This window comes from Streptomyces sp. NBC_01546 (genome assembly GCF_045208355.1).
Lineage (GTDB): Bacteria > Actinomycetota > Actinomycetes > Streptomycetales > Streptomycetaceae > Streptomyces.
Window position 1 is genome coordinate 3178542 of sequence record NZ_CP109379.1, and the last position, 25818, is coordinate 3204359.

The 25818-nt window shown below is 71.4% G+C and carries 18 protein-coding genes; 7 read left to right on the plus strand and 11 right to left on the minus strand.

What is annotated here, in order from left to right; genetic code table 11:
- Positions 1-59: 59 nt before the first annotated feature.
- On the minus strand, positions 60-3371 hold the full coding sequence (locus OHA89_RS14170) for an AfsR/SARP family transcriptional regulator (RefSeq protein WP_406366293.1): 3312 nt from the start codon (positions 3369-3371) through the stop codon (positions 60-62).
- Between the two features lie 140 nt (positions 3372-3511).
- Here OHA89_RS14170 and OHA89_RS14175 point away from each other — a divergent pair, with 140 nt between their 5' ends.
- Positions 3512-4189, plus strand: coding sequence for a response regulator transcription factor (locus OHA89_RS14175; RefSeq protein WP_266615157.1), 678 nt, complete (start codon positions 3512-3514; stop codon positions 4187-4189).
- 49 nt (positions 4190-4238) lie between these two features.
- On the opposite strand, the gene OHA89_RS14180 is transcribed toward OHA89_RS14175, so the two are convergent.
- From OHA89_RS14180 to OHA89_RS14225, 10 genes are all read right to left on the minus strand, one after another.
- Positions 4239-6005 (minus strand): ABC transporter ATP-binding protein, encoded by a 1767-nt coding sequence (locus tag OHA89_RS14180; protein WP_406366295.1) that lies wholly within the window; start codon positions 6003-6005, stop codon positions 4239-4241.
- Positions 6002-9196: a lantibiotic dehydratase gene (locus tag OHA89_RS14185; RefSeq protein ID WP_406366297.1), complete on the minus strand. Its 3195-nt coding sequence runs from the start codon at positions 9194-9196 to the stop codon at positions 6002-6004. Before OHA89_RS14185 ends, OHA89_RS14180 begins: the two co-directional genes overlap by 4 nt.
- 25 nt (positions 9197-9221) lie before the next feature.
- Positions 9222-10538, minus strand: coding sequence for a lanthionine synthetase C family protein (locus OHA89_RS14190; protein WP_266615161.1), 1317 nt, complete (start codon positions 10536-10538; stop codon positions 9222-9224).
- Positions 10535-11635, minus strand: a complete 1101-nt coding sequence (locus tag OHA89_RS14195) for a sulfotransferase domain-containing protein (RefSeq protein WP_322975527.1) — start codon at positions 11633-11635, stop codon at positions 10535-10537. Before OHA89_RS14195 ends, OHA89_RS14190 begins: the two co-directional genes overlap by 4 nt.
- Positions 11580-11774 (minus strand): FDLD family class I lanthipeptide, encoded by a 195-nt coding sequence (locus tag OHA89_RS14200; protein WP_257554339.1) that lies wholly within the window; start codon positions 11772-11774, stop codon positions 11580-11582. Before OHA89_RS14200 ends, OHA89_RS14195 begins: the two co-directional genes overlap by 56 nt.
- Before the next feature lie 100 nt (positions 11775-11874).
- Positions 11875-12066, minus strand: a complete 192-nt coding sequence (locus OHA89_RS14205; protein ID WP_353962583.1) for an FDLD family class I lanthipeptide — start codon at positions 12064-12066, stop codon at positions 11875-11877.
- A 100-nt stretch (positions 12067-12166) separates the two neighbouring features.
- Positions 12167-13642 (minus strand): aKG-HExxH-type peptide beta-hydroxylase, encoded by a 1476-nt coding sequence (locus tag OHA89_RS14210; protein WP_266615163.1) that lies wholly within the window; start codon positions 13640-13642, stop codon positions 12167-12169.
- A gap of 84 nt (positions 13643-13726) precedes the next feature.
- Entirely contained in the window at positions 13727-13864 is a 138-nt protein-coding gene (locus OHA89_RS14215) for a hypothetical protein (protein WP_257554341.1), read from the minus strand.
- A 202-nt stretch (positions 13865-14066) separates the two neighbouring features.
- Positions 14067-15971 carry a translational GTPase TypA gene (gene typA, locus OHA89_RS14220; RefSeq protein WP_266615165.1) on the minus strand — a complete coding sequence of 635 codons (1905 nt, stop codon included), beginning with the start codon at positions 15969-15971 and terminating at the stop codon, positions 14067-14069.
- A 346-nt stretch (positions 15972-16317) separates the two neighbouring features.
- Complete coding sequence (locus OHA89_RS14225) at positions 16318-18678, minus strand: ABC transporter family substrate-binding protein (RefSeq protein WP_266615167.1); 2361 nt, start codon at positions 18676-18678, stop codon at positions 16318-16320.
- 349 nt (positions 18679-19027) lie between these two features.
- On the opposite strand from OHA89_RS14225, the gene OHA89_RS14230 reads away from it, so the two are divergent.
- The 6 genes from OHA89_RS14230 (at position 19028) to OHA89_RS14255 (ending at position 25786) form a co-directional block, all read left to right on the plus strand.
- Complete coding sequence (locus OHA89_RS14230) at positions 19028-19261, plus strand: hypothetical protein (RefSeq protein ID WP_257554345.1); 234 nt, start codon at positions 19028-19030, stop codon at positions 19259-19261.
- Positions 19262-19363: 102 nt separating this feature from the next.
- Entirely contained in the window at positions 19364-20188 is an 825-nt protein-coding gene (locus OHA89_RS14235; protein ID WP_266615169.1) for a hypothetical protein, read from the plus strand.
- A 1-nt stretch (position 20189) separates the two neighbouring features.
- Positions 20190-22106, plus strand: a complete 1917-nt coding sequence (locus OHA89_RS14240) for a fumarate reductase/succinate dehydrogenase flavoprotein subunit (protein WP_266615171.1) — start codon at positions 20190-20192, stop codon at positions 22104-22106.
- Complete coding sequence (locus OHA89_RS14245; protein WP_266943286.1) at positions 22103-22879, plus strand: succinate dehydrogenase/fumarate reductase iron-sulfur subunit; 777 nt, start codon at positions 22103-22105, stop codon at positions 22877-22879. Before OHA89_RS14240 ends, OHA89_RS14245 begins: the two co-directional genes overlap by 4 nt.
- Positions 22880-22930: 51 nt before the next feature.
- Positions 22931-25030 (plus strand): TPM domain-containing protein, encoded by a 2100-nt coding sequence (locus tag OHA89_RS14250; RefSeq protein ID WP_406366301.1) that lies wholly within the window; start codon positions 22931-22933, stop codon positions 25028-25030.
- Between the two features lie 42 nt (positions 25031-25072).
- Positions 25073-25786 carry a PspA/IM30 family protein gene (locus OHA89_RS14255; protein ID WP_215146033.1) on the plus strand — a complete coding sequence of 238 codons (714 nt, stop codon included), beginning with the start codon at positions 25073-25075 and terminating at the stop codon, positions 25784-25786.
- The last annotated feature ends 32 nt before the right edge of the window (positions 25787-25818 follow it).

Consider the following 25818-nt stretch of genomic DNA (forward strand, 5'->3'; position numbering starts at 1 on the left):
GTATGCGGACACGTGAACCCCTAAATCCGCTTGACAAAAGTGAACGTCACACCGCTCTGTCAACGGGCCATCAGGGCACGCAGTTCCCCGACCGGCCCGGCACCGAGAGCCTCGTACAGGTCAAGGGCATCCGTCCAGGACCGCAGGGCCCCTTTCTCATCACCCGCACCCCGCCGGGCGTGCCCCAGGACGACCAGGGCATCGGCCCGGCCGGCCCGGTGGCCGGCCTCCGGCTGCAGATCGACCGCCTGCCCGGCCCGTCGCGCGGAGGCCTCGAAATCGCCGCCGTTCAGGTCCAGCTCGGCCAGCAGGATCAGCGCCTTGGCATGGAACAGCCCGTATCCGCTGCGGCTCGCCGGCTCCCGCGCCGCCTCCGCGAACCCGGCCGCCTCCGCGTACCGCCCCAGCCTCAGGCTGCTCTCGGCCAGCCCCAGCAGGGCCCGCAGCTCGGGGGTGCGGGCGTTGCAGCGCCGGGCCAGGTCTCGCGCCGTACCGAAGTGGTGCAGGGCGGTGCCGTGGTTGCCGAGGCTTTGCGAGAGCAGGGCCCGCCCGACGTACAGGTACGACTCCGCGCGCGCCTCACCGGTCGCGATCTCGAACCCTTGATCGATGTGGTCGAGGGCGCCCGCCCGGTCGCCCGACTGGATCATGGTCAGAGCGAGCCAGAAGAAGGTGTATGCGAGGTCGGTCTCGTTGCCGAGGCGTCGCTGCATCGCGGCCGCCCGTTCGAGGGCTCCACGCGCCCGCTGCGCTTGCCCGCTCTCGAAGAGGACCGCCCCGAGATTGCGCTCGGCGATCGCCATGGCCGTCTGGAGCCCCAGCTCCTCGTAGCGGGCCAGTGCCTGGATCAGCAGCTCCTCGGCCTCGGCCAGCCGGCCCGTCTCGTGCAGGATCGCCCCCACGTTGCCCATCGTGATCGCCTCGCCGACCAGGAAGCCCGTACTGCGGGAGAGCTCCAGACACTGCTCGCCGTGGAGCAGGGCACAGTTCAGATCGCCCACGTACCAGGTGGCGATGCAGAGGCTGTTGTGGGCGGAGCTCTGGCCCTGCGTCGATCCGGTCGCACGGTAGAGCTCCAGGGCCCGGTGGTCATGGACCATGGACCTGTCGTAGTCGCTCTGGTTCAGGTACGCGCTCGACAGGCTGCGGTGTGCGGCCGCCTGGCCGGCCAGGTTCCCGTCCGCCTCGGCCGCGGCGAGGCCCGCCGTCCCGACGGCGAGCCAGTCGACCGCGTAGGCCCGCCGCATCATGTACGGGCGCAGGGCATCGGCCAGGGTCCACGCGAGCTGCCGCGGACCGTGTTCCGCGGCGCGCTGCACCAGGGCCACGGCGTTCGGCCGTTCCGCGTCCATCCACTCCAGGGCCTCACCGGCGCCGTCGAAGCCGAGCGCCTCGCCGGCGGCCTCCACGGGCAGGCGCACGGTCTCGGGCTGCAGCAGCCGCACGGCGTTGTCGGTGCTCCCCAGGTACCAGGAGTGCAGCCGGTCCAGGGCGGCCGCCTGCCTCTCCTCCCCCTCCTGTTCCCGGACCCGTTCCACGGCATAGGCGCGCAGCAGATCGTGAAAGGTGAACCGGCCGGGCGCGTGCTCCTCCAGCAGGTGGCTCCGGACCAGCTCCTCCAGCAGCCGGGCGGCGGCGGGGAGCTCCGCACCGGCCAGCGCCGCGGCGGCCCGCAGCGGGACGTCGCAACCGGGGACCATCCCGAAGAGACGGAACATCCGGGCGGCGGCCGGCGAGAGCGTGGCGAAGGACATGTCGAGCACTGCGCGGACGGCGGTCCCCTCGTCCCCCGGAACCTGCAGTGCCCCCAGCCGGTCCCCGGCCAGCCGGGCCGCCTGGTCGGCGAGGGACCGGTCCGGGTGGACGGCCAGGTCGGCCGCCGTGATCGCGACGGCGAGCGGCAGGTAGGCGCAGGCGGCCGTGAGGACGGCGGCCGCCTCGGGCTCTGCATGGACCCTGGCCGCACCGATGATGTTGAGCAGTACTTCCTCGGCCTCGCCGGGTTCCAGTGTCCGCAGCGGCAGTGGAGCCGCGCCTTCCCGTGCGACGAGGCCGGCCAGCGAGTCCCGGCTGGTGACGAGGACCAGGCACTCCGAGCTGCCCGGGAAGAGCGGGCGGACCTGATCTGCGCAGCGCGCGTTGTCCAGGACGACGAGCATCCGCTTTCCCGCGCACAGGGAGCGGTAGAGCGCCGCCGCCCGGTCCTCCTCCACCGGGATGTGCTGAGCCGGCACGCCGAAGGCCTGGAGGAAGCCGCCGAGCGCGTCGATGGACCGCAGCGGCCGGCCCGCATCGTGACCGCGGAGGTTGACGTAGAGCTGTCCGTCCGGGAAGGCGTCCCGTCTGCGATGGCCCCAGTGGACCGCGAGGGCCGTCTTCCCCGCGCCGCCCTGCCCGGTGATCAGCCCGATCCGCACCACCCCAGAAGGCACGGTTCCGGCGGCCGGCAGCATCGCGTCGAGCCGGCGCAGTACGTCCGCTCGCCCGGCGAAGGCCGGTGTGGATCCGGGCAGTTGGGCGGGCGGCGCCTGCCCCGACAGCTGCCCGGACGCCGCGCCCGCGGAGCGCCCTGCGGCCCGCGACGCGCCCGGCTCGGTCCGCGGCGCGCGCGGCTCCAGGAGTTCCGGGTCGCCGGCCAGGACGCGCCGGTGCAAGGCGGCCAGCTCCGGGCCGGGCTCCAGTCCCAGGTCGTGGACCAGCTGGGCGCGCGCCTGCTGGTAGGCGGTGAGCGCGTCGCCCCGGCGGCCCGAGCGGTACAGGGCGAGCATCAGCTGGCCGTGCAGCCGCTCCCGCAGCGGATGGCCCACGATCGCGGACTGGACGTCGATGATGACGTCCGCATGACGGCCCAGCCGCAGATCCGCCTGGACCCGGTTCTCGAAGGCGACCATCCGGGATTCGTTCAGCCGGGGCGCCTCGACCTGGGTCAGCCGGTCCGCGCGGCTCCCCGCCAGGGCCTCCCCCTGCCACAGTGCCAGCGCCGCCCGCAGCCGCGCCGACGCAGTGGCGTCGTCCCCGCGCTCCGACGCCTCGGCCGCACCACGGGTCAGCAGCTCGAACTCCCGTAGATCCAGCACTCCGTGGTCCAGCCGGAGCACGTACCCGCCGGGCTGGGTCGCCAGTACCTCACCGTCGGCGCGGCAACCGTGCAGGGCGTGGCGCAGCCGCTTGACGTAGTTCTGCAGTGTGGTGCGGGCCGTCGAGGGGGGCTCGCCGCCCCAGATCCCGTCGATCAGCTCCTCGGCCGGAACCGGACGGTCGGCGTTCAGCAGGAGCAGGGCGAGCAGATCGCGCTCCTTCGGAGCCGTGATCGCTATGGACTCGCCCGCGCGCCGGACGTCCAACGGCCCCAGGACCCGATAGTGGAACAACCCGCACCCCTCCCCCCAACGCCCGAACGGGCGTTGGGGGGAGCCTACGGGAACGCCTCGCTCATGCCTCGCTAGTAATCCGCTAGTGCCGCCCTCGCATGCTGACGCCACGTTGACCGCGCTACACCGGAGTTGCATTCATGACCAAGTCTGCGCCCGATCAGAACATTCTTCGTGTCGCCCTCGTGGAACGCCATCCGCTGCTGCGGGCGGGCATCCGTTCGGCACTCGACAGCGCGGGGGGCATCGAGGTCGTCGCGGAGGCCGGGGAGTTCGACCACGTGGTGCCCCTGGTACTGAGCGCCGCTCCCGATGTGGTCCTGATGGATCTGGATCTGCCCGGTTCCGCCTCTGTGGAGGTGTGCAGAACGCTGGTCCGCGATGCCGGGGTGAGGGGGATCCTGGGCATGACGGGCCACGGGGACGACGAGAGGCTGCTGCGGGCGGCCCTGATGGCCGGGGTCCGCGGGTACGTGTCGAAGTCGGCGGGGGCCGCCGAGATGATCGGCGCGGTGCACATGGTGGGCAACGGCTTCATGGTCGCCAGCGACAGCGCGGCCCGGCTGGTCACAGGCCTGTTGCGGGCGCCCGGCCGGGCCGCGGAGCACGATCCGCTGCCGATGCTGACCCGGCGCGAGCGGGAGATCCTGGACCTCGTGGCCCGGGGGTACGACAACCGCCGGATCGCCCGTGCCCTGACCCTGGCCGAGAAGACCGTACGCAACCACGTCTCGGCCGTCTTCGCGAAGATCGGCGTCAACTGCCGGGCGCAGGCGGTGGTGTACGGGCGTGAGGCGGGCATGGGCCTGACGGCCTGAGGTCCGTTGCGGCGGCGGGCGGGGCCGGGCGGGCCGGGGGGCGGCCTGGTCAGTGGTACCCGGCGGCCTGGAGGTCGAACAGGGAGGCGTACAGGCCGTCGGCGGCCATCAGCTCGTCGTGCGAGCCCTCTTCGAGGACCCGGCCGCCGTCCAGCACCACGATGTGGTCGGCGGTACGGACGGCGGAGAAGCGGTGCGCCACCAGCAGCGAGGTGGCCCGGGTGTGGACGCTGCGCAGTACGTCGAACACCTCGGCTTCCGCGGCGGCGTCGATGGCTGCCGTGGGCTCGTCGAGGATCATGATCGGAGCCCTGCGGACCACCGCCCGGGCCAGGGCCACCTTCTGCCACTGGCCGCCGGAGAGCTGGTGCCCGCCGGGGAACCAGCGGCCGAGCTGGGCGTCGAGTCCGCGCGGGAGCCCGGCCAGGAAGTCACGGACTCCGGCCGTCTCGGCGGCTTCCCACAGCAGCTGGTCGTCGTCCAGGGCGGACACCCTGCCGAAGCCGATGTTCTCCCGGACCGGCGCCTCGTACTGCTGGTAGTCCTGGAAGATCACCCCGATGCTGTCCCGGAGCTCGCTCAGCGCGTAGTGCGTGAGGGGCCTGCCGTCGAGCAGGATCCGGCCGCCGGTCGGCTCGTAGAACCGGGTGAGGAGCTTGAGCAGGGTCGACTTGCCCGCGCCGTTCCTTCCGACGAGTGCCACGCACGCTCCCGCCGGCACCGTGAAGGACACGCCTTCGAGTACCGCCCGCTCGTCCCCCGGGTAACGGAATGAGACGTTCTGGAACTCGATTCCCCGTCGCAGCACGGTCGGTACGGGCAGTCCGTCCGGCTCGGACGGTTCCTCCGCCATGTCCAGGAAGGCGAACAGGTGGCTCAGGAAGAGGCAGTTCTCGTAGAGCTGCACGCCGCTCGCGAACAGGCCCCGCACCGAGGCCTGGATCAGCGTGACGCCCGCGATGTATCCGGCGAGGACGCCCACCTGGCCGGTGCCCAGCGCCGAACGCACGGCCAGCAGGATCGCCACCGCGGTCGTCCCCGCGCTGAGCAGGCCGAACAGCGCGCTGAACAGGGCCCTGCGGTGCTCGATGCGCCGGTCGGTCGCGTGGAACTCGTCGACCAGGGTCCGCGACCGGCCGAGCAGCAGCGGCACCAGGCCGAACAGCCGGGTTTCCTTGTAGGTCTGGTCGTTGGTGAGCAGGTGCTCCAGGTAGGTGAGCCGCCGGCGTCCCTCCGACCGGGCGTGCTCCACCGCGTGGGTACGCCGGCTGAAGTACAGGCTCACCAGCGCGGCGGGCACCGGGGCGAGGCAGATGGCCAGGGCCACCGGCACGCTCGTCCCCAGCAGAACCGCTCCGACCGACAGGAAGGACACCGCCGCGGAGCCCACCGCGATCAGGTGCGTGAAGACCTGGAGGGGCCGGAACGCGGACTCCCGGGTGGCGCGTTGCAGGCGGTCGTAGGTATCCGGGTCCTCGAACTGGCGCAGGGACAGCCGGGCCGACTTCTCCATGACCGACAGCCCGACCGCCTCCGGCAGCCGGCTGCGCAGCAGGGCCTGCTGGTGGTCCTGGAACACCGCGAGGAAGTGGCTCACCACGGCCACACCCGCCAGACACCCGCCCGCCGTGAGCGCCGGTGCGGTTCCCGTCCCCCGGCTCACCGCGTCCACCACGGCCTGGACCATCCGCGCGGTGAAGTACACCTGGACCGCGGGGAGGAGCGCCGAGAGCAGGGAGATCACGGACACCGACAGCACCTGGCGGGGGCTGATCCCCCACAGCAGGCGCAGGGCCCGCACCCCCAGCCGGCTCACCGCCGCCCGCCCGCCGCGGGACGGCCCTGGACGGCGCGCAGCGCTAGCGCCCTCAGATGCCCGCACCGGACCTCGCGCTCCCGGTCGAGGCCCTGAAGCCGGATGGACTGCATGTGGGCGAGGCTCCCGAGGATCTCGCGCTCCGTGCCGATCAGCCGGCCGGACTCGGCGAGGCTCCGCACGAGCCGTCCCGCGTCCGCCACCGCGACCGCCTGCACGGCGAGCACCGTGCCCAGCGCGTCCGCCCACTCGCGTGCGAGCGGGTCCGGGCGTTCGTCCCACGGCGCGATCAGGTCGCACAGCGTGCGGCGCACGGTGCGGAACCGTTCACGGGTGGCCGACGGGATCTCCTTCCCAGCGAGGCCGTGGCCTCCGTCGGGGGCGGCGCCCCACTGCCGGTGGAGCGCGTCCAGTGCGTACGCGCCGACGATGTCGGCGTCCAGGCCGGGACGGCTGCGGAGCAGGCCCAGCAGCGCGGTCGCCATGTCGCTGCCCGCTTCGAAGACCGCCTCGGCGGCGTCCATCACGAGCGGACCCCCGTACCGCTCGGTCTCCCGGTCGTAGGAGACGACCGCCAGGTCCGCGGCCAGCCCCGCGTCGACCAGCCCCTTCGCCCAGCCGACGAGCCGGACCAGCGGCGCCGAGGCGTCGGCCCCGGGTGCCCGCCTCACGCGTATCCGCAGGTGCGGGTGGGGGTCGCCGTAGCGGATGAAGAACCACCGGTCGATCAGGCCCTCCTCGCGCAGCCCCCGGATGAGCTCCGGAAGGCCGCCACTGAGGATGTCCTCGTGCCGGGCGGCCGCCGCGTAGAGCTTCACGTGGGCCCAGTCGCCGCCGGCGGTCTGGCGCTTGGCACGGGCGGGGTCGGCGGCCAGTTCGCGGGCGGCCAGGGCCGCGGCCGGGGAGACGACCGGGACCGGCGTTTCCACCGCCGTCTTCCTGGCCAGCAGGGGGACGACGATCTCGTTCGCGTACGAGCGGCCGTCCGCGTCGCGCAGCCAGGACGGCTGGGCGGGATCGGCGACCGACTCCTCGAGCACCAGGGCGCCGGGGCCACCGGGTCCGTAGGAGGTACGCAGGGCACGCTGGAGCTCGTCCACGCACAGCGGGTTCTCCAGGTCGAGGAGGATCCGGTGGTCGAACAGGCTCAGGTGGACCCAGCGGGGCACCTGCCAGGTCTGCCGCCATTGCCCGAACGCGTCGAAGAAGGCCTCGCGGTCCACGGCCGCGGCGTCGGCGCAGCCGTCGGGGAATCCCGGGACGTCGGAGCCGAACAGCCAGCGGGCCGGCTTGAGTACGATCCGTCCCCTGGTCACCCGCGGCAGGAACGGCGCCCGCTCCATGGCGCCCCAGGAGAACTCGGCGAGGGGGGCCCAGCCGTCCTCCGAAGCCTCCAGCAGGAACCGGCACACGTTGGGCGCGCTGCCCCAGTTGACGAGGTGGCTCTGGGTCACGTGCAGTTGCCTGTCGAGGCGAGCCGACCGCAGGTAGAAGCGGTCGGGAGTCGCCCCCACCAGTACATCGGAGAGGTCTATCTGCTGTACGTCGCCTCCTGTGGGCGAGGCGTTGACGCAGATCTCGTAGCGGCGAACCGGCGGGTGAACGGCGACGTTTCCTCGCCGCCCCTCCAGCTGGGCGTAGTTGAGCTCGGCGAAGACCGTGGCGGTGCAGAGCTCCTCCTCGGCCGTGGCGTACTCCTGTAGCAGCTTCTGGAAGTTCTCGCCGAGCAGGTCGAAGAACCGCCCCCCGAAGCGGCCGCCGTCCCGCATGGGGCCCGTGCTGAGCACGAACTTCCAGTCTCCGCCGTCCAGTTGTCCCCGCGATCCCGCGACGACCTGCCCCATAATGTCCAGCGACGGACGGGCGTCCGGGCCCGAGCCCCCGTCGTCCCGAGGCTGCCACGCCTTGAGAAAGGCATCCGTGATCTCCACTTCACGCTTCCCTTGGTGGAGCGCTGCGGCAGCGAGGGCGGCCAGTGCCTCCTCCTGCTCCCGCCGGTCCTTCCTCGGGGAAGGAGTCAGGGGCAGTTCGCGGGGCGGATACCTGTACGTCTCGGGTGCGTCAAGGCCGGTCTCGGGATTCAGCAGGTCCAGGACGGGGACCTCCGCCCCCACGCCATAGCGCTCGAGGAATTCCCTGTGGTACACGGCGAGATGGTGCAGCCGGGGTGTCTGCTGCCCCAGTCGCAGCAGCACGTCGGCAGCCTCGGCGGCGGCGTCGGCCACCTGCGAGTGGAGGGTGGTGCCCCTCAGGTCGAGCCGTGCGTCCGCGTGGAACGGGCTTTGTGTGTGGCCGGGCACCACCACCCGCTGGTGGTCGTACAGCTCCGCCAGCAGTCGGCTGCCTTCCTCGGGCGGGGCCTGGTCCGCTGCCGCGGCGAGCTGCCGGGTGCGGCGCAGGGCCCGGCGGTAGCGGCCGGCGCCGGCGAGGCCTTCGATGCGGTCGAGGACCGCCTGCTCGGGACAGGGGTGGGTCAGGGCGGGGCGGAGGTCACTCGTCAGCATGCCCAGGTCCCACAACTGGTCCATCAGGGCCTTGATCTTCGCCGGCGGCGCCGCCGGGAACTCCCCCGCCAGCGCGGCGATCAGCTCTGACCAGCGCGGCCGGGCGGCGGCTCGGGCCAGGACGGCATCGACGGCCCGGGTGGCGCGGACGCTGCTCGACTGCTGGTCCGCCGTGACCGATGTCTGAGCCACGGCCAGCGTGATGCGGTCGCCGGTGCGCTGGAGCAGCGGGTTCAGTCCGACCGTCAGCTCGCCCCGCAGCTCCGGATCGCCCTCCATCTCCTTGACCAGTGCCATGAGCCACCCCATGTCCGCGCGGGTCCTGCCGGCCGCCGGGTGTTCACCGGTCCGCGCCAGCGTGGTGGCTTCGCCGAACTCCCCCGCCTCCACCTGCGCGAACAGACCGTACGGGGTGGGCCGGGAGCTCATTCGGGACAGGTAGCGCAGCAGTGAGCAATGCATCCGGTCGGCGGCGCGGCTGTCGGCCCCGGGGGCGCTCTTCTCCAGCTCCTCCGCAAGGCTGTGGCTGGCCACGCGCACGGCCTGTCGGACCAGGGGCTGCTCCCCCAGCGTCCAGAGGTGATCGCGGGCACCCCGGCCCCGGCCGTCGAGTGCCTCGACGTACGGGTCGACCGGCAGCGCCGGCGAGCGGACCAGGAAGAATCCGGCAGGGGTGTACAGACTCATGGGGTCACTTTCTTCCGCAGGTGGTTCAGGCGATGAGCAGGGCGCGTTGCCACCGCCGTCGGGGGGCGGGCGCGGACACGGTCCACAGCACGGCGGCAACACCGGCCGCACCGCACAGGAAGTCCGGGTTGTCGATCCGAAGGTCGGGCATCTCGAGGTTCTGCACCCCGAAGGCCAGGTCCTCGGAGCAGTGCGCGAGCAGCCGCTCCGTCAGTACGGGGAGCGCGGCCCTGGCCTGGACGCTGTCCGTCGTACGGGCGAAGACCTCACAGACCGCCAGCAGGCCCGCCAGGCCGTGGCAGATCGTGGGCGACAGGGTGTGGATGTGCTCTTCGGACCGTCGCAGCGCCGCTTCGAACGCCGCGACGGCGTAGGCCCGCAGTTCCTCGTCCTCCAGGGCGTCGGCCGCGATGAGCAGGGCGGCGGCGATCCCCGGCGCTCCGTAGCACCAGGCTGTCCTGGCGGGGTGCCGGGCCTGGGTGCGCCTGCCTTCGGGGTCCATCGCTATGCCGCTCGGCCAGTCGATCCCGAAGCCGTCCTCGACGGCGGCGGACGACAGCAGGGCGATCCCGTTGCCGATCGCCTCGCGCAGGCCGGGGCGGCGGTAGCCGGCTCGCCAGGCCAGGGACAGCGCGGCGAGCGGGCCGGGGATGCCGTGGGCGAGGCCCAGGTTGATGTACCCGTGCGGATACTCCTCCAGGTCCCTGGGAAGCAGCGGGTAGTCCTCGGGCGGGACGACCCAGCGGGACTCCGCCTCCGCCGGGGCGGGGGTGCAGAGCCGCACCAGCTCGTCGACGAGTCCGTGGACGCCGTCCCGCAGTGCGGCATCCGGTCCGGGCACGGACAGCAGGTAGCCGAGGGTGCCCGCCGCTCCCTGTAGCGCGTCGTACTCGGCGATGCTCGCATGGGAGCCGACAGCCGGCTTGTCCCGAGCGCCCAGCTGGTCGGCGAGGCGGGTGTGCAGGCTGTCGAGCGGTCGCTGGTAGCGCTGGTCGCCCGCGGCGAACTCCGAAAGTGCGAGGGCCAGGCCGGCCGACCCGCCGACGATGCCATGGCCGAACAGCGGCCTGTCGTGGGTGCTCCGCACCGCTCGGGTCAGCGTCCCGTGTGCGGCCCGGCGCCAGTGGTCACCGGATTCCGGGTCGGCCTCCGAGGCCAGGCGCAGCACCATCGCGATCCCGGCGTCACCGGCGAGCAGCGAGCTGGCGCGCCGCGCTCCCGAAGTGTTGGGGTCTGCGGTCGACGCGGCCACGCGGTCGGCGACGTACCCGGCATCGGCGAGGCGCGAGGCGATCAGGTGTGCGGTGCGGCGTACCTGCCCGGCGAGGGGGCCGGTGATCACTGTCCGGCCTCCCGCGCGTAGCCGAAGCTGTCGAGGAGGTGGCCGAACCTGGCCTCGAACCGCTCCACGTGCGCGGGGGAGAAGGACTCCCGCCAGCGTCCGGTACGGCCCTTGTTGAGCGTGAAGGACTGCGGGTTGAAGAGGCGGTCGACGACGGACTCGGGGTCGACGTCGTGGTCCAGCCAGTCCGCGACGCGCCCCACCGCGGCCAGCTGCGCCGCGCGGCTCCCGCCGCCCTGCGGGCCGACGAGATCCTCGAAGGAGACGTGGCAGACGTTCGGGTGGTGCAGAAAGCTGATGGCGGACTCGAAGTCGGACAGCAGCGGCATCTGCGGATCGGACAGCGCGTAGTCCAGCTTCTTCCCGTAGTCCTCGATCGACTCCAGGACCGGACCGAAGATGGCCGACTCCGGGTACCTCATGAACTTGAGCCCGTTGTTCCGGGAGAAGAAGTCCACGAGCGAGACGAGGACGTCCCTGGGGTCCCGGTAGTTCAGGATCACCTTGGGGGAGCCGGTGTTCACCCACTCGGCCAGGAACGAGCTGTCCATCCGCCAGACGTCCACCGAGTGGAAGATCCAGCTCACGCCGGCCGGGGTACTGGAAAACGGAGCGGTCCAGATCTCGGGGCGCATCTTCGGGCCGAAGCGTGCCTCCGGAGCCATCGCCTCGACATGGGCCAGCGGCGCCACGGCCAGGCGGGTCTGCCACGCCCAGGCCAGCTGGAGCCAGACCTCGTCCGTGGTACGGATGAAGGCGTCCCGGTCCCGCTCGTGGTCGAGTGCTTCGAATTCGGCGGGGTCGAGGAACTTCTCCGCCATCTCGAGCCGCTCGCGGATACTGAAGGCCGGGCGCCCCGCGCTCGGCGGTACCGGCTCACCGTAGATCCTGTAGCCGAGGTGCACGAGCAGTTCCTGCACCAGGTGGGTTCCGCTTTTCCGCGGAGATATGACGAAGACCCGCTCGCTTGACACTTCAGGCCGCCCTTTCACATGAGTACGGCGGCCTGCCCTGAAAGGGCAGGCCGCCTCCCGATCATTGTCAGCAGACAGCGCAGGTAATGAGCGTTGCCTCCTGGTCGCAGCAGTACGAGGCACACGTGCCCTTGCACGAGTACCAGTTGCTGAACCCGCCCTCGATGGACGGGATGTCCGAGCTCACCGCGATGCGCACATCGAGGTCGAAGTCATCGAGGCCGTGGTCCTGGACGACGGGCTCCACCAAAGAAACCGACATGTTTTCTCCCATGAGTTGATTGGGGCCGAATGGAACGAGATGATTTTCTCTCGCCATCCGTCCCGGATTCCTGATGCAAATGTCCCGACCGTGTCCCGATTCAGCAAAAACAGTGGGAGTACATAATGGGCTGCGAAACGCATTGCATGCCACACGTGCCCTTGCAGGAGTACCAGTTGCTGAAGCCGGCCTCGATGGGCGCCATGTCCGAACTCACCGCGATGCGCACATCGAGATCGAACTCATCGAGGCCGAACTCCCGGACGACCGGATCTACCAGAGAAACTGACACGTTTCCCCCTCGCAATTGGGGCCGAATGAATCGAGACGATCATCTCCCGGATTCCGTCCCGGATACCTGATCCAGATGTCCCGACTGCGTCCCGGCTTTTTCACTGCAAGAGCCCGGCCGCCGTCAATTCGGAAAGGCAGGCGTCGACCTGGGTGCGCGCGGAATCGGAATCCAGTCCTGCCCTGCGCCCGTATTCATCCCGTACGGATCCCACGTCTCGGCCGTCGCACAGCGAATAGATCAGCCATGAGCGTGCGTTGAGCCAGTGCATCGCGGCGGTGTCCGTGTTCACCACGAGCAGTTCCCCCCGCTCGGGCAGCGGCCGGGCCATCGCGCAGGCGGTACGGCCTACCACCACGCCCTCCGGCACGGCGGGCGGCTGCGCCGGGGCCACGCCTGCCACCCCCGTGGGCGGCGTGATCCCGGAGTCCTCGTGCACCAGGTGCAGCGCGTCGAGCAGCCAGCTCAGGAACCGCCGGCCGTCGGCCGTCAGGCGCCCTTCCGGCAGGCCGAGGGCGTACTCGGCCAGGTAGCGGGCCCGCTCCAGGCTCGTCCCGTAGGTGCCGTTCCGGGCCGCCTCGGTGTCCGGGCTCACCGCGTCGATGACCTCCCCCGACGGCGGATCGCCGAACTCCGCCCGGAGCGTGTCGTCCGCGTGCCGGGCGGCCTCCTGGAACACCAGCATGTGGACGTAGAAGTGGAGCGCGACGAGCACCCGTACGAGCCGCCATTGCGTCTGCCGCCACGGGATGGGCACCGACAGGTCCGCGTCCTTCAGCAGCGCGCCCGAGCGCAGCGCGTCGAAGAGCTTGAGGTGGACGCCCTCGTGCAGGAGGGTCTCGGCGGCCGTCCACGGGTCGTCGAGGCGCTCCGGGGCCATCAGGATGGCCGACGGGAGGGGGTCGCCGCCCGAGAGCGACTGCAGCGGGCCGTCCGCCGACTCCCCCCGGGTGAAGCCGACGACGGAGACGTGCCGCAGCACGCTGGGGCCGACCTGCGGCAGCAGCCGCGTGAGCAGGTCGGCTCCCCGGGTCAGCGCTCGGCACATCTCCGGGGTCGGTATGACGGGATCCGCGGCCGGACCGCCTTCGATGCTGCCGTCGTAGAGCCGGCGCAGCCGGGCCGACAGGTCCCCCGGCACCCGGTCGGCCGGGCTCATCTCGGTCCACAGCCAGGCGGGCCCCTGCTCCGGCCACGGCCTGACGTGCGGGGTGGCCATCCGCTCGCACGGCCCCAGGCCGTCCGGGTCGAGCGGCAGGCGGGCGGCCAGTTCGGCGAGGCCGAGGGCGCCGGAATGGCCGTTCTCCAGCTTGGCCATGTCGTCCTCGAAGGCGTTGCGCAGGACCGGGTCGCCGAGCAGCGGTAGCAGCTGCTCGCGGCTCAGCAGGGAGAGCCGCCGCAACGCGTCCGGGTGGCGGGCGTCCTTCTGCGCCAGCAGCTGGAGGCCGAGGACGAAGCGGGCCACGTTGCGTTCTCCGATGGCCCCGGAATCACCGAATCGGCCGTCGGCGACCAGCAGTCCGTCCGCGCGGCCGATTTTCTCTCGGGAGGAATCACGTGATGCTACAAGCGACATCGAAAACACCGTCCGGTACGGAGTGCGGGAAAAAGGGAACCGGGGGGCGCCCGGAACTGGCACCCCCCGGCTGGATGTCACGCCTCAGGCGGCGGCGGGACCGGCCCAGTAGGCGGGAACCCAGGCGCGCTCCTCGCCGGAATCCCGCCCGATCTGCGGGACGCTCTCGGCTGCCAGCCAGTTCTGCGCGATGGCCGGGAATTCGATCTCCAACTGCGGCATCAGCTTCTCCTCTCGTCCACTCCCTCTGGAATGGACTTCGTCAGGATGTCCGAATCCGGTCCTGACCTTCATGAGGCGGCTGTCCCGTACTTGTCCCGATACCGGGAAGAAATCCCGGAAGCAGGGGAAGCGGACGCGAAAAAGCCCGGCCCCGCACGGAATCCGTGCGGGGCCGGGCTTTGAACCGCTTACGCGGCTGTGACTACTTGCCGGACTTGGCGCGCGACGCGGTGCGCGAGCGGTCCTTCTGGTCCAAGACGACCTTGCGGATGCGGACGGCCTCCGGGGTCACCTCGACGCACTCGTCGTCGCGGCAGAACTCCAGGGACTGCTCCAGGGAGAGCTTGCGGGGCGGCACCACGTTCTCGGTGTTGTCCGCGGAAGCCGCACGCATGTTGGTGAGCTTCTTCTCCTTGGTGATGTTCACGTCCATGTCGTCGGAGCGCGAGTTCTCGCCGACGATCATGCCCTCGTACACCTCGGTGCCGGGGTCGGTGAACAGGACGCCGCGCTCCTGCAGGTTGATCATCGCGAACGGCGTGACCGAACCGGCGCGGTCCGCGACGAGCGAACCGTTGTTACGGGTGACCAGCGGGCCGAACCACGGCTCGTGACCCTCGTGGATCGAGTGGGCGATGCCGGTGCCGCGCGTGCCCGTGAGGAACTCCGTACGGAAGCCGATGAGGCCGCGGGACGGGACGACGAACTCCATGCGGACCCAGCCGGAGCCGTGGTTCGACATGTTGTCCATGCGGCCCTTGCGGACGCCCATGAGCTGCGTGACCGCGCCCATGTGCTCCTCGGGGACGTCGATCGTCATGCGCTCGACGGGCTCGTGGACCTTGCCGTCGACCTCCTGGGTGACGACCTGCGGCTTGCCGATGGTCAGCTCGAAGCCCTCGCGGCGCATCTGCTCGACCAGGATGGCGAGCGCGAGCTCACCACGGCCCTGGACCTCCCAGGCGTCGGGACGCTCGGTGTCGAGGACGCGGAGCGAGACGTTACCGACCAGCTCGCGGTCCAGACGGTCCTTGACCTGGCGGGCGGTGACCTTGCGGTCCTTGACCGCGGACTTGGCGTCCGCGCCCTTGCCGCTGCCGCCGCGGCCGACCATCGGGGAGGTGTTCGTACCGATGGTCATGGAGATCGCCGGCTCGTCCACCGAGATCAGCGGCAGGGCGATCGGGTTCTCCGGGTCGGCCAGGGTCTCGCCGATCATGATGTCGGGGAAACCGGCGACCGCGCAGATGTCACCCGGGCCCGCCACCTCGGCCGGCTTGCGGGTGAGCGCCTCGGTCATCATCAGCTCGGTGATGCGGACGTTGGAGATCGTGCCGTCACGCTTGATCCACGCGACGGTCTGACCCTTGCGCAGCTCGCCCTGCTCGACGCGGACGAGCGCGATGCGGCCGAGGAAGTTGTCGGCGTCCAGGTTGGTGACGTGGGCCTGGAGGGGCGCCTCGTCGTCGTACACCGGGGCGGGGACGTGCTCGAGGATCGTGGAGAAGAACGGCTCGAGGTTGGTGCTGTCCGCCGGGACGGTGCCGTCCTCGGGCTTGGTCAGCGAGGCCACGCCGTCACGGCCGCAGGCGTAGACGATCGGGAACTCGATCTGGTCCTCGTCCGCGTCCAGGTCCAGGAAGAGGTCGTACGTCTCGTTGACGACCTCGTCGATCCGGGAGTCCGGGCGGTCGGTCTTGTTGATGCAGAGGATGACCGGCATCTTCGCCTGCAGAGCCTTGCGCAGGACGAAGCGGGTCTGGGGCAGCGGACCCTCCGAGGCGTCCACCAGCAGAACGACGGCGTCCACCATCGACAGACCGCGCTCGACCTCACCACCGAAGTCGGCGTGGCCGGGGGTGTCGATGATGTTGATCGTGATCGGGGCCCCGCCGTCCTTGGGGTGATACTTCACCGCCGTGTTCTTGGCGAGGATCGTGATGCCCTTCTCACGCTCCAGGTCGTTCGAGTCCATCATGCGGTCGTCGAGGTGCTGGTGGGCGGCGAAGGCACCGGCCTGCTTGAGCATGGCATCGACGATGGTCGTCTTGCCATGGTCGACGTGGGCGACGATGGCGACGTTACGGATGTCGTGGCGCGTGGGCACTTCGGCGCTTCTCCCGGGATCGTGGATGGCGTCGCGTACGGCCTGGCACGCGCGCCTCGACCGGGCGAAAACCTGCCACGGCCTTACCCCATGGTACGTCGCGCGGCGGGAACCGCCCGCCGGGGGGTCTGTCAAGAGGCCGGACGAATGAGGACGGCCGGGTGCGGGGTGGGGTGCACCGGCCGTTGGTCCTGCCGGAAATCATGCGGGTCAACGGGTATCCACGACCTTGCCCGCCGGGGATCCGGCGGGCAAGGGACTTGAGTCACATCTGAGCTTGGAAGCCAAGGGTCAACCTGACAGGCCCCCCTTTGTCACCACTTCTTCGCCCACTCTCCTTCTGCGGCTACTGCTTCTTGTTCTTGGCCGTCGGGGGCTTCTTCCAGCCGATGTCCTGGAAGCGGGGAGCCCCGAGTCCGAAGGCGCCGGCGTTGGCCAGGGCCGGCTTGACGGCCACCAGCTCCGGGCGCTGGTAGAGGGGGACCGAGCCGGCGGCGGCCCAGATCCTGGCGTCCGCCTTGCGCATCAGCTCACGGGACTGCTCCTCGTCCAGCTCGCCGGCCGCCTGGTCGAAAAGCTGGTCGATGTGGTCGGTGCCGACCCGCGTGTAGTTCTGTTCGACGAGGAGCGAGCCGTCCGCGGCCGGCTCCGGCTTGGCGAAGATCGGCCGGGCGTCGGTGGCCGGGTAGGCGGTCGCGGGCCAGGAGTAGAGCGCCAGGTCGTACTGGCCCGAGGCGATGTGGTCCTTGAAGAAGCTCTCGTCGGCCACCTTCTTGATCTCGGTGTTCACCCCGACCTTCCGGAGCATCTGGGCGATCCGCTCGCCGACCGAGCGCAGGGCCTCCGATCCGGGGCCCGCCGGGAGCACGAAGCGCAGGTTGAGCGCCTTGCCGTCCTTGGCGAGCATGGCGCCGGAGGTACGGGTGGCCTGCTTGGCCGGGGGCGCGGTGCCCTTGGCGGGATCGGCCGGCTCGGCTGCCTCGCCGTCCTTGCCGTCCTTGCCGTCGTCGACGCTGCCCGCCGCGGCGGCCTGGGCACGGAGGAAGGCCTCCTGCCGGGCCGCGAACGGCGCCGGGGCGAGCACCGGGGAGGGCCGGTTCCGGGCCGCGCCGGGGGCGTCCGGGGCAAAGGCGTCGGCATCGACGATCTCGCCGTCGGGGCCGTACTGCGCCCCCTCGGGGAGGGCGCCGTGCGTACCGCCGTGGTCGCCGTTGCGCTCGTCGTCCTGGCCCACGATGTAGAGGCCGTCGTTGCCGGTCCCCGGGCCCGAGGGGGTCTTCGGGTCGTCCTGCGGCGCGCTCTCCGGTCCCGCCTTCGCGCCCGCCGGTTCGGTGATCTTGCCGCCGCGGCGCCAGCCCGCGTCCGCGAGCAGGGCCTGGGCCGCCTGGGTGTCCTGGCCGCCGAGGGCGTCGCTGTTGTCGGCGTACGCGCGCTGCCCGGCCAGTGCCAGGTGGCTGCCGACCGGCTTCGCGGGCAGGCCGAGCGGCTTCAGTACCATCTCGGCCAGTTCCTTGCGGTTCAGGGCCCGCGCCACCGCCCGGCGCACCCGCTCGTCGGCCAGCGGACCGGTGGCGCCGTTCATGGCGAGCTGGGTGTAGGCGGGCTCCAGGGACTTGCGGATGGTGAACCTCCGCAGGGCCTCCTGCTCGGCGGCGTACCGCGTGACCGACTCGGCGTGCTTCTTGCGGGTCTCCTTCTCCGCCTCCGCCTTCTCCTCGTCCGCGCCGAAGGCGACCGCCCAGGACATGGTGGCCTGCGCGGCGGTCATGGAGGCTGCGGGGCCGTGGGCCGGGGCCCCGCCCGCACCCGCCCCGCCGGCACCCGCGCCGCCCTGCTTCGCGTCCCGGTGGGCGAGCGCGATCCGGTCGGCGCCGGAGCGGTCGATCTCCGCCAGATCCAGCTTCCCGGCGGCCAGCGCGGCCGGGCGCTCCGCCCGGGGCACCGCCGTCAGCACCAGGGTGTCCAGCTTGGCCGGCTGGCCCCACCAGCGCGGATTGCGGGTCAGGGCGGCGGTGCCGGTCTTCTTGTCGATCGTTCCCAGGCCGAAGGGTCCGGCGGTCACCTTGAGGGCGCCTCGGGCCCCTTCGTTGAAGGCGTCCGGGGTGGCGGTGACCTGCTTGGGGTAAAGGGGGCTGAACAGGGAGCGCCAGTCGGCGTACGGCTTGGCGAAGGTGACCTTGACCTCCAGGTCGGTCTTGCCGCGCTCGATCTTCTCGATCCGTTCGTAGCCGGCGTTGCGGGCCGTCCAGAAGGCCGAGTCCTTGCCGTTCAGGGCCCGCCACTGCGCGACGAAGTCGGGGGCGCCGATCTCGCGGCCGTCGCTCCACACCGCCTGCTGGTTCAGCTTGTACAGGACGACCTGCTTGGGCTCCCGCTCGACGACCTCGGCCTTCTCCAGGTAGTCGGGATTGGCCACCGGCCGCCCCTTGGCGTCCAGCACGAACAGCTGCGGCAGCACGGCCGCGGCGATCCGGTTGGTGGTGGCGTCCGCGTCGGCCTGGAAGGTGTTCAGGGTCTCCGGAAGGGCGTCCACCGCCCAGCGCAACACGCCCCCGTCGGCGACCTTGTCGCGCGCGGTCGTCGCGATGTCCGGTCCGGCGGCGGCCGGGCCGCCCTCGTCGTCACCCGCGCCGCAGCCCGTGAGGAGCGGCAGTGCGAGGACTCCCGAGGTCAGGAGCGCCAAGGACCTGCGCCTTCTCTGGGACATGGGTGGTACCTCCGGGGCGGGGCGTGGGGGAAGCATGATCACGTTCGGCGGTATATGGAGCTGATCACACCGGTTGCCGGAACCCACTGAAATCGACAGCCCGCCACACCCCTCGCAGCCGCCTCGCGCCACGCCGCGAACCCCACCCGTGCGGACCAATCCCGCTTGCGCGCCAAAGAGGCGTTCCCTCGGAAGAGGGATGAGAATGGGGTCCAGGGAGGGGCGCACAGTTCACGCCTGCGCGCCCGCAATCGCTGCACGTCCCTTCACAACGGGGGACGTGAAGGGCGACACTCGCAGGCGCACATGAGCGTTGCCACCGCACCCTGCGGAAGTGAGGGCACAAATCATGTCCCTGCAAGACGATCTGAATGCCGTACGGCGCAACCTGGACGAGCTGACGCGCAAGGTCGAGCAGCTGGAACAGCAGGCCAAGCGGAAGGATCCGGCGAGCCCGCGGACCGGATCCGCCCCGCCGGACCCGTCCCGGATGGTGACGGTCCCCGACACCCCGTACGACAGCTCGCTGTGGACGGACACCGACGACGAGGGTCTGGGCGCCCGCGACCGCCGCGCCCCCTGACGTCCCCCGCCCCGCGAGCACCCGTACGCCCTTCACCCCATCTGGCCCGGCCGCCCACGGCGGCCGGGTCTCCTGGGCCCATCACTCCTCCCGGAGTCTCCTTTGGCCACAGGCACACAACCACCCCAGCAGCGGCCCGGCGGCGTCCACGACGCCTCCCGGGCCGCGATCGCTGCCCGGCACCTGCGGACCGACCGGTGGTGGCTGGCCCCCGCCGGCACCGCGGCCGGGCTGCTCGCCTTCATCGTCTACTCGACCTGGCGGGCCTTCGCGAACGCCGACTACTACGCGGCCCCGTACGTCTCCCCGTTCTACTCCCCGTGTCTCGCGGAGAACTGCCAGGAGATGCGCGGCGGCCCCAACTGGGACCTCTTCGGCAGCTGGTGGGTCCTGTCCCCCGCCCTGCTGATCCTGATCTTCCCGCTCGGCTTCCGGCTGACCTGCTACTACTACCGCAAGGCCTACTACCGGGGCTTCTGGGCCTCGCCGCCCGCCTGCGCGGTCGCCGAACCGCACGCGAAGTACACCGGCGAGACCCGCTTCCCGCTGATCTTCCAGAACGCGCACCGGTACTTCTTCTACACGGCGCTGCCGGTCGCGGGCATCCTCACGTACGACACCGTGCTGACGTTCCGCGACGAGCACTACGAGTGGGGCCACATGGGCCTGGGCACGCTGATCTTCCTCGTCAACATCGTGCTGATCTGGGCCTACACCGTGTCCTGCCACTCCTGCCGGCACATCATGGGCGGCCGCCTCAAGCACTTCTCGAAGCACCCGGTGCGCTACCGGCTGTGGGGCTGGGTCAGCCGGCTCAACACCCGTCACATGCAGCTGGCGTGGGCCTCCCTGGTCAGCGTGGCCCTGTGCGACTTCTACGTGTACTTGCTGGCCACCGGCACGTTCACCGACCCGAGGATCTTCTGAGATGGCTCAAGTGGAACGGCAGCAATGGGACGTGGTGGTCGTCGGCGCGGGCGGCGCCGGGCTGCGGGCCGCGATCGAGGCCCGCGAGCGCGGCGCCCGTACGGCCGTGATCTGCAAGTCCCTGTTCGGCAAGGCCCACACGGTGATGGCGGAGGGCGGGATCGCCGCCTCCATGGGCAACGTCAACGAGGGCGACAACTGGCAGGTGCACTTCCGCGACACCATGCGCGGGGGCAAGTTCCTCAACCAGTGGCGGATGGCCGAGCTGCACGCGAAGGAGGCCCCGGACCGGGTCTGGGAGCTGGAGACCTGGGGCGCGCTCTTCGACCGCACGCCGGACGGGAAGATCTCCCAGCGCAACTTCGGCGGCCACGAGTACCCGCGCCTCGCGCACGTGGGCGACCGTACGGGCCTGGAGCTGATCCGCACCCTCCAGCAGAAGATCGTCCAGCTCCAGCAGGAGGACTTCAAGGAGTACGGGGACTACGAGGCCCGGCTCAAGGTCTTCCAGGAGTGCACGGTCACCAGGGTCCTGAAAGACGGGCAGAGGGTCTCGGGGACCTTCTGCTACGAGCGCGAGTCCGGCCGCTTCTTCGTGCTGGAGGCCCCGGCGGTGGTCCTGGCCACGGGCGGGATCGGCAAGTCCTTCAAGACCACCTCCAACTCCTGGGAGTACACCGGCGACGGGCACGCGCTGGCGCTGCTCGCGGGCGCGCCCCTGCTGAACATGGAGTTCGTGCAGTTCCACCCGACCGGCATGGTCTGGCCGCCTTCGGTGAAGGGCATCCTCGTCACCGAATCGGTGCGCGGCGACGGCGGGGTGCTGCGCAACAGCGAGGGCAAGCGGTTCATGTTCGACTACGTCCCCGACGTCTTCAAGGAGAAGTACGCCGAGTCGGAGGAGGAGGGCGACCGCTGGTACGAGGACCCGGACCACAACCGGCGTCCCCCCGAGCTGCTGCCGCGCGACGAGGTGGCCCGGGCCATCAACTCCGAGGTGAAGGCGGGCCGCGGCTCCCCGCACGGCGGCGTCTTCCTGGACGTGTCCACCCGGATGCCGGCGGAGCGGATCAAGCGGCGGCTCCCCTCGATGTACCACCAGTTCAAGGAGCTGGCGGACGTGGACATCACCGCGGAGCCGATGGAGGTAGGCCCGACCTGCCACTACGTGATGGGCGGGATCGCGGTCGACTCGGACACCGCCGCCACGGTCGGGGTGCCGGGGCTCTTCGCGGCGGGCGAGGTCGCGGGCGGGATGCACGGCTCGAACCGGCTCGGCGGCAACTCCCTCTCCGACCTGCTGGTCTTCGGGCGGCGGGCCGGGCTGCACGCGGCGGAGTACGCCTCGGGGGCCGGAGCGCGCCCGGCGGTGGCCCAGTCGGAGATCGACGCTGCGGCCGCGGAGGCGCTGGCCCCGTTCCACGCCGCCGAGGGCGCGGAGAACCCGTACACCCTCCACCAGGAGCTCCAGACGACGATGAACGACCTGGTCGGCATCATCCGCCGGGCGGGCGAGATGGCCGAGGCCCTGGAGAAACTGGCGGGCCTGCGGGAGCGGGCCGCCCGGGCCGGTGTCGAGGGGCACCGGCAGTTCAACCCGGGCTGGCACCTGGCCCTGGACCTGCGGAACATGCTGCTGGTCAGCGAGTGCGTGGCACGCGCCGCCCTGGAGCGCACCGAGAGCCGGGGCGGGCACACCCGCGAGGACTGCCCGGCGATGGAGCGCAGCTGGCGCCCGGTGAACCTGCTGTGCCGCCCCGTGACTGTCGATGACGGAAACCTGGCCCCGGCGGATCCGGCAGCCGACCGGATCGCCCTCGTACGCACCCGCACCGACCCCATCCGTTCCGACCTGCTCGCGCTCTTCGAGAAGGAAGAGCTGGTCAAGTACCTCTCCGAAGAGGAGCTCTACGAATGAGTACGTACGACGCGAGCTTCCGGATCTGGCGGGGCGACGCGGAGGGCGGGGAACTGCGGGACTTCACCGTCGAGGTGCACGACGGGGAGGTGGTCCTGGACATCGTCCACCGCCTCCAGGCGACGCAGGCCTCGGACCTCGCGGTGCGCTGGAACTGCAAGGCGGGCAAGTGCGGCTCGTGCAGCGCGGAGATCAACGGCCGGCCGCGGCTGATGTGCATGACGCGGATGTCGACCTTCGAGCGGTCCGAGACGATCACGGTCACCCCGCTGCGTGCCTTTCCGGTCATCCGCGACCTGGTCACGGACGTCTCCTTCAACTACCAGAAGGCGAGGGAGATCCCGGCCTTCGTACCGCCGGCGGGGGTGGCCCCGGGCGCGTACCGGATGCAGCAGATCGATGTGGAGCGCTCGCAGGAGTTCCGCAAGTGCATCGAGTGCTTCCTGTGCCAGGACACCTGTCATGTGGTGCGTGACCACGAGGAGAACAAGCCCGCCTTCGCCGGTCCGCGCTTCCTGATGCGGGTGGCGGAGCTGGACATGCACCCCCTGGACGCGGCGGCGGAGGGGGGCCTGGACCGCAAGAGCACCGCGCAGGAGGAGCACGGGCTCGGCTACTGCAACATCACCAAGTGCTGTACGGAGGTCTGCCCCGAGGGCATCAAGATCACCGACAACGCCCTGATCCCGCTGAAGGAGCGGGCGGTGGACCGCAAGTACGACCCGCTGGTGTGGCTCGGAAGCAAGATCCGGCGGCGTTCCGACACCCAGTAGGTGCCCTGACTCCGGGTGCGGGCGGATGAAACCGCCAATAATCTCCCAAATGTGACTGCGCCGAGAAGCAAGACAGTCGTACGGGCCGGGCTCGCCCTCGCCGCCGCGCTGCTGGCGCTCGGCGGCTGGGGCGTGGCCGGGGCGCCGCCCGCCCGGGCCGAGGATCCCGTCACCCTTTCGCAGCAGGGGCAGATCACCGACCGGGTCGGCGCACTGGGAGACCGCAACGCCGCCGTCGCCGCCGCGATCGACAAGCTGTACGCCGACCGGAGGATCCAGCTCTTCGTGACGTACGTACGGGACTTCTCCGGGCGCTCCGCCCAGAGCTGGGCCGACGCCACCGCGGAGAAGAACGGCCTGGGCCAGGACGACGTCCTGCTGGCGGTGGCGACCGGGGCCCGCCAGTACGCCTACTCCGCCGCCGTCGACTCCGGATTCACCGAGCAGCAGCTCGCGGACGTCGCCCGGACGGCCATCGAGCCCGCCCTGAGGCAGAACGACTGGGCGGGGGCCGCCATCGGCGCGGCCAACGGCTACAACGCGGTCCTCGGCGGGCAGCCCGTACCCGTGCCCGCCATCACCCCCGGCCCGGCGGATCCCGGCGGCAAGGACAGCGGGGAGAGCGGGGCCGGGGACTACGTGCTCCCGGTGATCGCGGTCGGCGCGGCCGGGGCGCTCGGGGCGTACGCGTACTCCCGCCGCAAGCGCAAGGACGCCGCCGGCGGCGGTCGCGGTACGAAGACCGGGCCGGGCTGGCCCGAGGGAGCGCCCGACCGGCTCCCGCTGCCGGAGCTGGACGCGAAGGCCAAGGCGCTGCTGGTGGAGACCGACGACTCCATCCGCACCAGCATCGAGGAACTCGGCTTCGCCACCGCACAGTTCGGCGACGAGGCGGTCGCCCCCTTCAACACGGCCGTGGAGTACGCCAAGAGCGAGCTGACGCACGCCTTCCGGCTGCGCCAGCAGCTCGACGACGCCTATCCGGAGGACGACGCGACCCGGCGCCGGATGCTGGACGAGATCGTCGCCCGGTGCACCGAGGCGAGCCGGCGGCTCGACGCCGAGACCGCGGACTTCGACCGGCTGCGGGACCTGGAGAAGAACGCCCCGCAGGCCCTCGCCACCGTGGAGGCGCACTTCCGGGCGCTGACGGGGCGCACCACGACGGCCGTGGCGACCCTGACCGCGCTGACGCAGCGGTACGCGGACTCCGCGTCCGCGCCCGTCGCCTCCAACCCCGAACAGGCCGAGGACCGGCTGCTGTTCGTCACCACCCACCTCGGCGAGGCCCGTGCCGCCGTCGACGGAGGCGACAACGGCAGGGCGGCCGTGCACGTACGGGCCGCCGAGGGCGCGGTCGACCAGGCCGCGACACTCCTCGACGCGGTGGAGCGGCGGGCCCAGGAGCTGGCGGAGGCGGCGGGGAAGCTGCCGGGCGCGCTGAACGAGACGGAGACCGACCTCGCGGACGCGGGCGGGCTGCTCAGCGGCACCGCGGAGGGCACCTCGACGGCGGATCTGCGGGGCCGCATCGGCCGCGCCGAGTCGGTCCTGGCCGACGTACGGCAGGAACAGGCGGGCGGCCGGTACGACCCGATCGACGCGCTGCGCCGGGTCGAGGAGGCAGACGCGGCCCTGGACGAGGCGCTGGCCGGCGCGCGGGAGCGGGAGTCGGGCCGGCAGCGGGCGACTGCCCTGCTCGAGCAGGCCCTGCTCTCGGCGCGCAGCGCGATCGGCGCGGCCACGGACTACATCACCACCAGCCGGGGCGCGGTCGGCAGCCAGGCCCGCACCCGGCTGGCGGAGGCCCAGCGGCACATCGAGCGGTCGGTGTCGATGAGGGAGCCGGACCCCGCGGCCGCGCTGGCGGAGGCCCAGCAGGCGGACGCGTTGGCCCGGCAGGCACAGCAGCTGGCGGAGCAGGACGTACGGGCGTACCAGGACCCGTACGGGGGCCGCCGGTCCGGCGGCGGCCAGGGCGGCGCCGTACTCGGCGGGATCATCCTCGGCGAGCTCCTGCGGGGCGGAGGCGGCTTCGGGGGCGGCGGCGGGTTCGGGGGCGGGAGCCTCGGCGGCGGGGGCGGCCGCGGGCCCGGATCCTTCGGCGGCGGCGGAACCCGCGGCCGGATGGGCGGCGGCGGCCGCTTCTGAACCTCAGCGCGTACCCACATCCCTCACCAGGAGAGACCCACCATGAGCAAGCAGACCATCCTCGGCCGCGTCACCCAGCTCGCCAAGGCCAACATCAACGCGCTGCTGGACCAGGCGGAGGACCCGCAGAAGATGCTGGACCAGCTGATCCGGGACTACACGAACAACATCTCGGAGGCCGAGCAGGCCGTCGCGACGACGATCGGCAACCTCCGGATGCTGGAGGCCGACCACAAGGAGGACGTGGAGGCGGCCGCCGAGTGGGGCGGCAAGGCCCTCGCGGCGAGCAAGAAGGCGGACGAGCTGCGGGCGGCGGGCTCGGCTGCGGACGCCGACAAGTTCGACAACCTGGCGAAGGTGGCGCTGGGCCGGCAGATGCAGTCGGAGAAGGAGGCGCAGACGGCGGAGCCGACGATCGCCGCCCAGACGGAGGTCGTCGACAAGCTCAAGTCCGGTCTGGACTCGATGAAGAACAAGCTGACGGAGCTCCAGGCGAAGCGCGACGAGCTGGTGGCCCGGGCCAAGACCGCGCAGGCGCAGAACACGATGCTGGACGCGGTGAAGAACATCGACGTCATGGACCCGACCAGCGACCTGAACCGCTTCGAGGAGAAGGTGCGGCGCGAGGAGGCCATGGCGATGGGCAAGCAGGAACTGGCCGCGTCCTCCCTGGACGCGCAGTTCGAGTCCCTGGAGGACCTCGGCAAGACCTCGGAGATCGAGGCCCGCCTCGCCGCCCTGAAGGCCACCGCCTAGGCCTGTCCGGGCGACAGGACCTGGGCCCCGTC

Excerpts from the sequence above, each read along its gene's own strand:
- OHA89_RS14175 (WP_266615157.1), top strand. The coding sequence starts at position 3,512 with ATGACCAAGTCTGCGCCCGATCAGAACATTCTTCGTGTCGCCCTCGTG.
- OHA89_RS14185 (WP_406366297.1), bottom strand. The coding sequence starts at position 9,196 with ATGAGTCTGTACACCCCTGCCGGATTCTTCCTGGTCCGCTCGCCGGCG.
- OHA89_RS14200 (WP_257554339.1), bottom strand. The coding sequence starts at position 11,774 with ATGTCGGTTTCTTTGGTGGAGCCCGTCGTCCAGGACCACGGCCTCGAT.
- OHA89_RS14210 (WP_266615163.1), bottom strand. The coding sequence starts at position 13,642 with ATGTCGCTTGTAGCATCACGTGATTCCTCCCGAGAGAAAATCGGCCGC.
- OHA89_RS14215 (WP_257554341.1), bottom strand. The coding sequence starts at position 13,864 with ATGCCGCAGTTGGAGATCGAATTCCCGGCCATCGCGCAGAACTGGCTG.
- OHA89_RS14225 (WP_266615167.1), bottom strand. The coding sequence starts at position 18,678 with ATGTCCCAGAGAAGGCGCAGGTCCTTGGCGCTCCTGACCTCGGGAGTC.
- OHA89_RS14230 (WP_257554345.1), top strand. The coding sequence starts at position 19,028 with ATGTCCCTGCAAGACGATCTGAATGCCGTACGGCGCAACCTGGACGAG.
- OHA89_RS14240 (WP_266615171.1), top strand. The coding sequence starts at position 20,190 with ATGGCTCAAGTGGAACGGCAGCAATGGGACGTGGTGGTCGTCGGCGCG.
- OHA89_RS14245 (WP_266943286.1), top strand. The coding sequence starts at position 22,103 with ATGAGTACGTACGACGCGAGCTTCCGGATCTGGCGGGGCGACGCGGAG.
- OHA89_RS14255 (WP_215146033.1), top strand. The coding sequence starts at position 25,073 with ATGAGCAAGCAGACCATCCTCGGCCGCGTCACCCAGCTCGCCAAGGCC.